Annotated in this window: 10 protein-coding genes; 6 read left to right on the forward strand and 4 right to left on the reverse strand. The window is 70.9% G+C overall.

The window, feature by feature from the left end; genetic code table 11:
* A partial coding sequence (locus NS220_RS20390) for a hypothetical protein (RefSeq protein WP_206542990.1) occupies positions 1–182 on the forward strand: 182 nt, incomplete at its 5' end.
* 21 nt (positions 183–203) lie between these two features.
* Entirely contained in the window at positions 204–872 is a 669-nt protein-coding gene (locus tag NS220_RS04810) for a TetR/AcrR family transcriptional regulator (protein WP_058622958.1), read from the forward strand.
* A gap of 127 nt (positions 873–999) precedes the next feature.
* On the opposite strand, the gene NS220_RS04815 is transcribed toward NS220_RS04810, so the two are convergent.
* Entirely contained in the window at positions 1,000–1,542 is a 543-nt protein-coding gene (locus tag NS220_RS04815) for a YbaK/EbsC family protein (RefSeq protein WP_058622959.1), read from the reverse strand.
* Positions 1,543–1,755: 213 nt separating this feature from the next.
* Between NS220_RS04815 and NS220_RS04820 the strand changes: the two genes are divergently transcribed.
* From NS220_RS04820 to NS220_RS04830, 3 genes are all read left to right on the forward strand, one after another.
* Positions 1,756–2,997 carry an acyl-CoA dehydrogenase family protein gene (locus NS220_RS04820; RefSeq protein WP_058622960.1) on the forward strand — a complete coding sequence of 414 codons (1,242 nt, stop codon included), beginning with the start codon at positions 1,756–1,758 and terminating at the stop codon, positions 2,995–2,997.
* Positions 2,998–3,308: 311 nt separating this feature from the next.
* Complete coding sequence (locus tag NS220_RS04825) at positions 3,309–4,487, forward strand: AI-2E family transporter (protein WP_058622961.1); 1,179 nt, start codon at positions 3,309–3,311, stop codon at positions 4,485–4,487.
* Positions 4,488–4,491: 4 nt separating this feature from the next.
* Positions 4,492–5,535 carry an ATP-dependent DNA ligase gene (locus NS220_RS04830; RefSeq protein WP_058622962.1) on the forward strand — a complete coding sequence of 348 codons (1,044 nt, stop codon included), beginning with the start codon at positions 4,492–4,494 and terminating at the stop codon, positions 5,533–5,535.
* A 480-nt stretch (positions 5,536–6,015) separates the two neighbouring features.
* Here NS220_RS04830 and NS220_RS04840 read toward each other — a convergent pair whose 3' ends face one another.
* The 3 genes from NS220_RS04840 to ligD all read right to left on the reverse strand — a co-directional run bounded on the left by NS220_RS04840 (position 6,016) and on the right by ligD (position 10,268).
* Positions 6,016–7,065, reverse strand: coding sequence for a hypothetical protein (locus NS220_RS04840; RefSeq protein ID WP_058622964.1), 1,050 nt, complete (start codon positions 7,063–7,065; stop codon positions 6,016–6,018).
* 73 nt (positions 7,066–7,138) lie between these two features.
* The gene (locus NS220_RS04845) at positions 7,139–9,004 is read right to left on the reverse strand and encodes an alkaline phosphatase (protein ID WP_058622965.1); all 1,866 of its coding nucleotides are present in this window, start codon (positions 9,002–9,004) and stop codon (positions 7,139–7,141) included.
* Between the two features lie 238 nt (positions 9,005–9,242).
* The gene (gene ligD / locus NS220_RS04850) at positions 9,243–10,268 is read right to left on the reverse strand and encodes a non-homologous end-joining DNA ligase (RefSeq protein ID WP_058622966.1); all 1,026 of its coding nucleotides are present in this window, start codon (positions 10,266–10,268) and stop codon (positions 9,243–9,245) included.
* A gap of 128 nt (positions 10,269–10,396) precedes the next feature.
* Here ligD and NS220_RS04855 point away from each other — a divergent pair, with 128 nt between their 5' ends.
* Entirely contained in the window at positions 10,397–11,023 is a 627-nt protein-coding gene (locus NS220_RS04855; protein ID WP_058622967.1) for a DUF1684 domain-containing protein, read from the forward strand.
* Positions 11,024–11,095 lie beyond the last annotated feature (72 nt).

An 11,095-nucleotide genomic window follows, 5' to 3' on the forward strand; every position in this document is an offset into this window, starting at 1 on the left:
CCCCCACGCCGACGGCGACGGAGACACCCGCCCCGTCGCCCTCCGCGACCGCTCCGTCACGACTGGCGAACAGTGGAAGGGATGCCTCCGGGACTCTGCCCCTGGTGATCGGTGCCGCCGTGCTGGTCCTCCTGGGCGTCGGTGTGATCGTCGTCGTGCGCGCGCGTACCCGGCGGAAGTGACGCCGCCGTTAGGCTTCCGGTGTGAGTGACGCCGCCGCCCCCTCGAGCCGCACGGCCGTGGTGGCCGCCGCGATCGACCTCTTCGCCGAGCGCGGCTACGACCAGACGTCCGTCGAGCAGATCGCCCAGGCCGCGGGAGTCTCGCGCTCCACCTTCTTCCGGCAGTTCGGCGGCAAGGAAGACGTGGTCTTCGCCGACCACGAGGTCCTGCTCGACGAGACGCGTGCCTATCTCGCGCAACCGCACGACGACCCCTGGGCCGCCGTGTGCGAGGCATCGGTGCGGGTGTTCCGCCACTTCGCGGCCGACCCCGAGCTCGCGCGGCGCCGCTACGCGATCGTGCGCCAGGTCCCGGGGCTGCGCGACCGCGAGATCATCACCGTGTTCCGCTACGAGCGTCTCTTCGACGAGTACCTGCGCGACGCGCTCCCGGGACTCGACCCCCTCGATGCCGTCGGCTTCGCCGCCCTGGTGACCGCGGTGCACAACCACGTGCTGCGCCGACTCATGCGGGGGGCCCGCGTTCCGGCATCCGTTCTCCGTCGTGCTCTCGACGACGTGCTCCGCCGGTACGGCGTGCACCCCGACGGCGACGCCGCTGCCGGCGACGATCTCATCGTCGCGGCTTTCCCCCGCCGCATGCCCGCCGCCGAGGTGACGCGGCGCTTGCGCGCGTCGCTGGGCGAGTAGCCCCCGCGCCCTCGTTCGCGGCGTCGGGTGTCCAGAACACCCGGACGCCCGAAGAAATCGTCCGGGTGTTTTGGACACGCAACGGAGGAGGGCGGGCCCCCACCGCGGATGCAGCGGGGCCGCGCGGTCAGGCGACGGGCTTCGCGAGATCCTCGACGACCTCGGCGCCGGGGAGGGATGCCAGCACCTCGCCCGGTAGGAAGAGCTTCGCCCCGCGGATCCCGGCGCCCACGATCACCCGCGGCAGGGCGGCCACGCGCGCGTCGATCAGCAAGCGCCACTCCGCCGGGCGGCCGAGGGGGGTGATGCCGCCGTACTCCATGCTGGTCTGTGACACGGCGTCGTCCATCGACGCGAAGGTCGCCTTGCGCGCGTCGAGCAGGCGCCGCACCGCGCCGTTGACGTCGAGGCGCGTGGTCGCGAGCGCGAGGCAGGCGGCGGTGTGGGTCACACCCCCGCGGGTGCCCTGCACGACGAGGCAGTTCGCCGAGATGTCGAGGCCCTGCCCGTAGGCCTCGCAGAACGCGGCGGTGTCCGCCAGGGCGGGGTCGACGGCGGCCACCTCGATGCGCGCGGCCGTGGCGGTATCGAGCTCGGCGAGCGCCGCCGCGACGGGCGCGGCCAGCAGGTGCGGATTCTCGGCGGCGGGGAGGAAAGTCAGCGCACTCACGCCCGAGACCCTACCTGTCCCCTGCTGCCGCCGCCTGTCCGCACGAGCGCGTCGCGCGCCTCCCCCACGGGTGAGTGTCCAGAACATCCGGGCGCCTCGAGAATTCGTCGGGGTGTCGTGGACACCCAATGGGCGACGATCGCCGGACCCGTGGCCGACGAAAGTCACCCACGCGCGTGACACTCAGTACCAACATGAGCGATACTGGGGACCATGACCATCAATGCCGATGCCCGTACGCTGCCCGGCGAGCGCGTCTCGCACTACGACCTGCTCGGCCGCCGCGACACCGATTACTACGCCGTCTTCGCCGACATCCCCGCCGCGGACCGCGCGGCCTGGGATCGCGCCAAAGCCTTCTGCGACGAGGTAGGTACGCGCATGCAGGGCGAATGGGATGCCGCGACCTACCCCGTCGAGCTGCTTCGACGCATGGGCGAGCTCGAGCTGTTCACCGACGGCATCAAGCACCCCGCGCTGCCCGAGAGCTCCCCCCTGGCCGCGGGCCTGGTGAACATGGAGGTGTCGCGTCACGACGGCTCGCTGGCCACCGCTCTCGCCGTGCAGGGCGGTCTCGCGTTGCGCACCCTCGCTCTCTTCGGATCCCCCGAGCAACAGGCGCGCTGGCTGAAGCCCCTCGCCGACGGCACCGTGCTCGGAGCGTTCGCTCTGACCGAGCCCGATCACGGCTCCGACTCCGTCTCTCTCGAGACCACCGCGACGCGCACGGCCGAGGGCTGGTCGCTCAGCGGCACGAAGAAGTGGATCGGTAACGGCGCCTCCGGCGGCATCACGTTCGTCTGGGCTCGCGTCGAGAACGAGGGCGGCGACGACCACGGCAAGGTCCGCTGCTTCCTCGTGGAGCAGGACACCCCGGGCTACACGGGCACCGTCATCACCGGGAAGGTGTCGCTGCGCGGCATCCATCAAGCTCATATCGCGATGGATGACGTGCTCCTCGCTCCGGATGCCGTCCTCCCCGGCACCCACACCTTCAAAGACGCATCGACCGTGCTGTTCGCCACGCGATCCGGCGTCGCGTGGTCGGCGCTGGGGCACGCGACCGCGTGCTACGAGATCGCCCGGACGTATGCCACCGAGCGCATACAGTTCGGCAAGCCGCTCGCGACCTTCCAGATGGTGCAGGAGCGCCTCGCGCAGATGCTCGACGAGCTCACCGCGATGCAGCTCTACTGCCGTCGTCTCGCCGACCTGGAGGCATCCGGCGGTCTCCGCCCCACGCAGGCGTCGCTGGCGAAGTACCACAACACGCGCGCCGCGCGCCGTGTCGCCGCGATCGCGCGCGATCTGCTCGGCGGCAACGGCATCCTGCTCGAGAACGGCGTGATGCAGCACATGGCCGACATCGAAGCCATCCACACGTACGAGGGAACCGAGAGCGTGCAGGCGCTCCTGCTCGGGCGCGACATCACCGGGATGAGCGCGTTCGTCTGAGCGACGCCTTCCCGCTGCAGCCGCTGCCCCCGCGAGGCCGCGCGCTGCGCGCCGGGACCACCAGCTGCGACGGCGAGCCCGCACGTGATTGCCGAAACCGTATGGGGCGTACGGCGACGGCGTGCGGTTTCGGCGACGGCGCGCGGTTTCGGCGATGGCGCGCGGTCTCGACGAGGCGTGCGGTCTCGGCGACGGCGTGCGGTTTCGGCGCGGGATCGGCGGCACCGCCCCGCCGGCCGACGCCGTAACGCGCGCCGCTGAGCCGCGCAAGCCGCGCAGCCGATGTCGGAGGCTTTCGCTAACGTCGTCGCATGGGCCTCTTCTCTCGCCATCCCGCGCCGCGCGACGCCGTCGCCTCCGTCGCTCAAGCGGTACAGCCCCCACCCAAGAGCCTGTGGGCCGACGGCTTCGGTCGCCTCGCGGTGCGCGCCGTGCAGATCATCGTCGTGGTCGCGCTCGTCGCCGGGGTCATCTGGGGCATCCGCCAGGTGACGCTCGTCATCATTCCGCTGGTGCTCGCGCTCATCTTCGCCTCGGCGTTCGGGCCCATCACCATGTGGCTGCGGCGGAAGGGCGTTCCCGCCATCCTGGCGACTCTGCTCACGCTGCTCGCCGTCGTCGTCGTGCTGAGCGCGCTCGGCTGGCTCGTCGTGAACGCCGTCATCAACCAGTGGCCGAACCTCAGCTCGCAGGCCGTCGAAGGGTTCCAGAAGGCCCAGGACTGGTACCACACGCTTCCCTTCGCCATCTCGCAAGACCAGGTGAATCAGGCGATCCAGGGCATCCAGGGCTTCCTCACCAGCTCAGACTTCGGCACGAGCGCCCTCGCCGGCGTGAGCGCGGTCGCCTCGTTCGTGACCGGCTTCGTGCTGATGGTCGTCATCCTCTTCTTCTTCCTCAAAGACGGACCCCGCATGTGGGAGTTCGTCCTGCGCCCCTTCCACGGCAAGGACTACGACCGCGCGCGCCGCATCGGCGACAAGACGGTGACCGTGCTCGGCTCGTACGTGCGCGGAACGGCGTCGGTCGCCGCGGTCGACGCCATCGGCATCGGCATCGGCCTCGCGATCCTGCAGGTGCCGCTCGCGCTCCCGCTCGCGGTCCTGGTGTTCCTTTTGGCGTTCATCCCGATCGTCGGCGCGGTGACCGCGGGCGTCCTCGCCGCGCTGGTCGCGCTCGTGACCAACGGCCCGATCATCGCCCTCATCGTCGTCGGCATCGTCGTGCTCGTGAACCAGCTCGAGGGCAACTTCCTGCAGCCCGTGCTCATGGGCCGCTCGATGAAGCTGCACTCCTTCGTCGTCCTGGTGGTGCTGGCCGGTGGAACCGCGATCGGCGGCATCCTGGGCACCCTCCTCGCGGTGCCGCTCACCGCTGTCGTCTGGGGGATCATCACCGTCTGGAACGGCCCCGACAAGCCCGCGGAGTGGGCGCGCCGAAAGAAGCGCCACAACCCCGTGCCCCTCGCCGGAGACGAGAGCTCGGACTGACGCGATGGCGTACGACATCCCGGCACCGATGCTGGCGAAGGCCGTCCCCGCGGTTCCCGAGCACGCGAAGGTCGAGGGAGGGTTCAGCTACGAGCCCAAATGGGACGGCTTCCGGGCACTCGTGTCATGGGACGGCACCGACGTCGAGATCGGCAGCCGCGGCGCCAAGCCCCTCACCCGCTACTTCCCCGAGCTCGTGGCCGCTTTCGCGGAGATCCTCCCCGAGCCGTGCCTGATCGACGGGGAGGTCGTCGTCGCCCGCGGGGAACCGGGCGCGCAGCGCCTCGATTGGGAGGCGCTGTCGCAGCGCATCCACCCGGCGGCATCCCGCGTGAACATGCTCGCCGAAGAAACCCCGGCGATGTTCATCGCGTTCGACCTCCTCGCGCGCGGCGACCGCGACCTGCAGGCCGAGCCATTCGCGGAGCGCCGCGCGCAGCTCGAAGATCTGCTCGGCGACGTGCCGCATCCCGTGCACGTCACGCGGACGACCGACGACCCCGACCTCGCCCGCCGCTGGCTCGCCGAGTTCGAGGGCGCCGGACTCGACGGGGTCGTCGCGAAGCCGCTCGCCCAGCCGTATGCCCCGAACAAGCGCACGATGTTCAAGATCAAGCACGCGCGCACGGCCGACGTCGTCGCGCTCGGGTACCGCATCCACAAGTCGGGTCGGGGCGTCGGCTCGCTCCTCGTCGGGCTCTACGACGACGACGGCCGTCTTCACGGCATCGGGGGCGTCTCGGCGTGGACCGACAAGCGCCGCCTCGAGCTGATCGACGAACTCGCCCCGCTCGTCGAGAGGGATGCCGAGGGAGAAGCGGTCGTCGGCGAGACCGATCGCTCGCGGTTCTCGGCATCCAAGGATGTGTCGTTCGTCCGCTTGCGCCCAGAACGTGTCCTCGAGGTGCGGTACGACCAGCTCGAGGGCATGCGTTTCCGTCACACCGTCCAGTTCGAGCGATGGCGCCCCGACCGCGAGGCGCGCTCGTGCACGTTCGCGCAACTCGAGACCGTGAGCGCCTACGACCTGGGCGGCGTGCTGGACTGACGGGTTCTCGACTGACAGGTTCTCGGGCGGATCACGTCCGGATGCGCCGAGACCGCCTCACCACGACCCCGACGACGACAGCCGTGAGTCCCAGAGACACGGCAAGAACCCATGAAGAAGCACCCGTGAGGGCGAGATCCGCGGGCGCGTCGGCGGTGTCATCGTCGTCCGCGCCGCCGATCACTGCGCCCGGCGAAGCGATCGGCGCGGGGCGGGGTGATCCGGACGGCACCGGTGTGCTCCGGAGTACGTCGACGCACAACTGCACGACCCCCTTACCCGCGGCGTTCCTCTCGCCCGCGCGCGACGCCGCGCTCGGTTCTCCACACGGCGCGCCATAGCGCACCGCGGACGACACTGCCTCACTGACGGCCGAGGACGGGCCCGGCTCGGCGGCCGAATGCGCAGGAGCAGGTGTGACGGAGAACCCGGCCAGGACGAGACCGAGAAGCGGCGCGGAGACGACCGCGACCGGTGCCTTCACCTCGCGCCGGCCTCGACGCGCGTCCCCTCCGGCGCGGAGGGCGCCCCCGCGTCCGCGATCGACGCGCCCCGGTGGTCTCGACGCCTCCGCTGCACGGTGACGATGACGACCGTCCCCACCAGAATCACGAGCGCCGCAAGTCCCGACCACGACACCGCGGGAGCGACGAAGGGCAGCTCGGTCACCGTGGGAGCCGCGATCGCATCATCGCCGAGGACGACCGGACGCACCGTCGTCGTGCCGAAGAGCGCGAAGACGGGCCATGCCGTCGTCTCGGTCACCACGTTGGCGGCATCGCCCGGAAGAAGCTCCACGGGTTCCGTCCCCGACGAGGCCGTGTCGATGACCCCGCCCGTGACGGCGGTGAGCGCTCCCAGCCGGACGTTGCCGACGTTGCTCACGCGCGTCTCGACACGCAGCACACCGGGTGCGAACGGAATCCACGAGGAGCGAAAGCTCGAGGTCACCTCGGTTGCCGTGAGGGCCGCGGTGATCTCGCCGGCCACCTGCAGGTGCAGGCGTACACCGATGCGGTTGGTGACCGTGACACCGCTTTCGCTCCGGCTCACACCCACCACGATGCCGGCGGGGTGATCACCGGGGGTGACGTCGGCGGGCACGTCTACGCGCACCGGCAGCACACGAGTCTCCCCCGACCCGAGGGTCAGGGTGCCGGCATCCAGGCCTTCTATCGAGACCCACGCGCCGGCGTCGTTCGGGTCCCCCGCGGCGATGTCGAAAGCGCCGTCGTCACCCAGAATCCCATCGCCGGGAGCCACGGTGTACGAGGTCGGCTCGGAGCCGAGGTTGGTCACCGCGACGGCATCGGTGACGCTGCCGCCGGGGTCGACGGTGTGGCGCAGCGAGATGCGCCCGTCGGGCCCGTCGGCGTTCGCGGGAGCGACGGACCACTGCGGCGCACCCGCGGAGGTGGCCGCGGGAGCGGTCGGGAGAGCGGGAGCGGCGACCGCTGCGGAAGCGCCACCGGCGGTGACGGTGAGGGCGAGGGCCGCGCCGGCGAGCGCGGGAAGAAGACGGGGGAACACGACGAAATCCTTCGGAACAGGGAGGATGCCGGTGCGCCCCTGGCATCGAGAGCGGGGCGCACCGGCCGGATGGTCAGTCCTTGGCGAACAGCGTGAGGGTGATCTCGCTGCCGTATCGGCCGCTCTCGGCGTCGACGGGGACGGTGAGAGCGAGGTCGGCGCTCACTCTTGTCTGGCCCACACGCTCCACACGGCCGGCATCGGCCAAGGTGGCGGGACGTTCGAGCGTCGCCGTGCCGCCGGCAACGGCGCCCGCCGAGGAGCTCACCACGCGCGGCGTCCACGCCAGGTTTTCGGCGCCGAACGAGCGGTTGCCGGCGACGAACGCCGACGCGGAGCCCGACAGGGTCCACCCGCGGCCCTGGGCCTGCGCCTCGTTGCGGGTGTCCTCGACCGTCACCTCGGGAAGCGCGGCGGCACCGTCCTCGAAGACGACCGGCCCCTCGAGCGCCGGCAGCGCCAGGCTCAGTCGTCCGGCCGAGGCGGCAAGCGGCACCGACGCCTCCACGCCCACCGCTCCGTCGGCGGCGCGCCCGTGTCCGATGAGGTCGAACAGCGTCTTTCCGATGTCGGTGTTGTCGAGGTACGCGCCGCGCGCGAAGTCCCACTTCGTCGCGCGCGCCTGCAGCACCTCGGAGCCCGCGCCCTTGGCGTACAGCGGAACGAGGGCGTTGGTGTGCCCGCCGGAGTGCCACGACACGTTCGGCAGCCGACCGGCCGCGCCGGTGAGCGCCGTCCATCCCGCGCTCGGGCCCGCGCCGGGGCCGGCGAGGTAGCCGGTCTCGTGATCGGCGGTGACGATGACGAGCGTCTCGTCCCAGTTCGAGTTCGCCTCTACCCAGTCGGTCACGGCCTCGACGGAGTCGTTGAACGCGAGCTGCTCCTCGACGATGCGCGTGGTCTGGTTGGCGTGCCCGGCCCAGTCGACCGCGCCGCCCTCGACCATCAGGAAGAAACCGTCCTCGTCCTTCTCGAGCACGTTCAACGCGGCCTGCGCCGAGGTCGCGAGCGAGGGGACATCGGCGTTGACCGGGTCGGTCCACGGCGCGACCGCCTTGTTCTGCACGCCCGGACGGCTGTACTGGAACGTCTCCGCGACGCGCGCGAGACCGAACAGCTTGTCGGGCACGTTCTCGCCCGCGGCGACCTTCTCGAAGTCCGCCTTGCTCTCGATGTACGAGAACGGCGTCTTGCCCTGCGTGACGCGTTCGAAGTCGGCTTGCGAGATCCACGAGCCGGAGCCGAAGTGCGAGGCGCGGGAGGTGTTGGCATCCGTGTAGTTCGGGTGTCCGCCACCGATGAGCACGTCGACTCCCGAGTCGATCATCTCGGTCGCGAGCCCGTGGTAGTCGTTGCGGCTGGCGTTGTGGGCGATGAAGCCTGCCGGCGTGGCGTGGTTGAACGGCACCGTGGTGACGAGCCCGACCTTCTTGCCGGCGTCGAGCGCCTGCTCGCCGACGGTGAGGAGTCTCCCGCCCTGGGCGTCGAAGCCGAGCGTGCCGTTTCTCGTCTTCACACCGGTGCCGAGCGCCGTGCCCGCGGCAGCGGAGTCGGTCGCACCGGAGGCGACCCAGGTGAAGTCTCCCCACGCCTCTTCGGGCGTGTACGAGGCGCGACCGTTGTCCGAGTAGTGCGACTGCGCGACCTGCACGGGGAAGTTGTCGTACACCTCGCTCGGGGTGCCGGGGATCTTCGTCGCAACGCCCGAGCCCGGGGCGACCTCGACCTGCTGGTAGCTCTTCCCGGTCTCGAACAGGCGAGCGGCATCGAACTGGTTGTATCCGCCACCGTCCGAGATGAGGACGATGACGTTCTTCGGAACGGGGGTCTCCGTGGGAGCCGCCGAGGCGGCGAAGGCGGGGGTCGCACCGAGGGCGACGCCCGCGACGGTGCTCAGGACGATCAGACGGCGCGTGCGTCCGGTCGTGCGCTTGTTCATTTCTTCTCTTCCGTTTCGTATGGCTGGACCGGTGCCGGGACCGGCTGCTGTCGAGCCTGACGAGACAGCGAAACGGATGAGGGAAGGTAAGGGTAGCCTCAGATGAACTCTTGATCGCTCGCGCGACGACTTCATGAACATCGCCCGCCGGGGTGACTCGCAGCGGCCCGCTCATGGCATGCTTCACCCCCGCCGACCAGCGGGGTTGCCCGCGCGAAATCAGCCAAGACGGAGCCCGCTAATCGGCGGGGGTCTTCGCCCGCGACGGCTGCACGCGCGGCGGCTCGCCGGGCATTTTCGGGAACTCGGGCGGGAACGGCAGCTCCCCGAGGCCCTTGTCGAGGTCGCGCTGCCACCAGTCCAGCAGGGTGTCGATGCGGCCCGGTTCCGCGGCGAAGTCCGCCCACGGGTCGCCGAGGGATGCCAGGCGCTCGGGGATCGACCGGACGGTGAACACGCTCGGGTCGAGGCCGTCGAGCTCGTCCCACCCGACCGGCGTCGACACCGTCGCGCTCGGCAGCGCGCGCGGCGAGTACGCCCCGGCCATCGTGCGGTCGCGGTTCGCCTGGTTGAAGTCGACGAAGATGCGCCGGCCCCGCTCCTCCTTCCACCAGTTGGTGGTCACGGCATCCGGCATCCGTCGTTCCAGTTCCCGAGCCGCGGCGATCACCGCGTGCCGGACGTCGAGGAACTCGTGCGTCGGCTCGATCGGGCAGAACACGTGCAGGCCGCGGTTCCCGCTGGTCTTGATCCAGGCCTCAAGGCCCGCCTCGCGCAGCACCGCGCGCAACTCGCGCGCCGCCGGGACCGCCTCGGCGATGCCCGTGCCCGGCTGCGGGTCGAGGTCGATGCGCAGTTCGACCGGATGGTCGGGATCGGTCGCGAGCGAGGCCCACGGGTGGAACACGATCGTGTTCATCTGCGCGGCCCAGACGGCAGACCCGATCTCGCTGAGGATGAGCTGCGGATGCCGCCGCCCGCTGTTGTACGTGACCGTCACCGCCTCGACGAAGTCGGGGGCTCCCTTCGGCGGGTTCTTCGAGAAGAAGCTCTCGCCGCCGATGCCGTCGGGGAAGCGCTCGAGCGACACCGGGCGGTGTCCGTTCGCGGCGAGGAAGGGTTCCGCGACCGCGAGGAAGTACTCCGCGAGCTCCCGCTTGGTGATCCCGAGCTCGGGCCACACCACGCGATCGGGGCTCGAGAGTCCGATCTCCCGATCTCCGTGGGGGCCGGGCGCGATCAGCGTGATGCGAGGGGATGCCATGTGCCGACGCTAGTGCGCCGGTCGCCGCCGTGTCTGCCCCGTTGCGCCGCGGAGGCGGGCGTGCGGGGACGTTGCGGTCACCTCGCAAGGGGAGACCGACCTTGCGACCGGACGCCTACGCTCGGGGCATGACCTCTCCCGCCGCCCGCACCGCCCTCGAGATCGCCGACTGGCGCCGCCGCGTGTTCGCCCTCTACGAGGCCGTGCGCGATGCCGAGGACCCCGAGGACGCGCACGAGCTCTGGCGCATCGAGCGTGACGCCTTGTTCGCCGGTCACCCCGCCACGCCACTGCTCCCCGAACAGCGTGCGACCTTCGAGGGCCTGCCGCTCGCGCCGTACGACGCGGCGTGGCGTTTCGAGGCGCCACTGCTCGAGGCGGAGGAGGCCTCGTTCGTCGCCATGACCGGAACGGACGGCGAGGTGGGGTTCGAACGCATCGGGCGGGTCGAGCTCCCCGACACCGGATCGCTCGATGTGTGGCGACTCACCTCGTACGGCGGCGGCCTGTTCATTCCGGTGCGGGATGCCGCAGCCGGGCGACCGGGCGGCACTTACGGCGGCGGCCGCTACCTCATCGACACGATCAAGGGTGCCGACCTGGGGCGCGGCGCGACCCCGGAGACCCTCGTGATCGACTTCAACTTCGCGTACAACCCGTCGTGCGCCTACGACCCCGCGTGGGCCTGCCCCCTGGCCCCGGCCGGCAACGTGCTGCCGGTGGCGGTACCGGTCGGCGAGCTGTACGGCGTCTGACGACGCCGCGCCTAGGCTCACGGCTCCGGCCCACGCGCCATCCGACCCCGCGGCCATCCGACCCCGCGGCAC

Origin of the sequence: Microbacterium testaceum, from assembly GCF_001476655.1 — a bacterium.
Lineage (GTDB): Bacteria > Actinomycetota > Actinomycetes > Actinomycetales > Microbacteriaceae > Microbacterium > Microbacterium testaceum_C.

Coding starts and splice junctions, on each gene's coding strand:
- NS220_RS04820 (WP_058622960.1), top strand. CDS start 1,756: ATGACCATCAATGCCGATGCCCGTACGCTGCCCGGCGAGCGCGTCTCG.
- NS220_RS04825 (WP_058622961.1), top strand. CDS start 3,309: ATGGGCCTCTTCTCTCGCCATCCCGCGCCGCGCGACGCCGTCGCCTCC.
- NS220_RS04830 (WP_058622962.1), top strand. CDS start 4,492: ATGGCGTACGACATCCCGGCACCGATGCTGGCGAAGGCCGTCCCCGCG.
- NS220_RS04845 (WP_058622965.1), bottom strand. CDS start 9,004: ATGAACAAGCGCACGACCGGACGCACGCGCCGTCTGATCGTCCTGAGC.
- ligD (WP_058622966.1), bottom strand. CDS start 10,268: ATGGCATCCCCTCGCATCACGCTGATCGCGCCCGGCCCCCACGGAGAT.
- NS220_RS04855 (WP_058622967.1), top strand. CDS start 10,397: ATGACCTCTCCCGCCGCCCGCACCGCCCTCGAGATCGCCGACTGGCGC.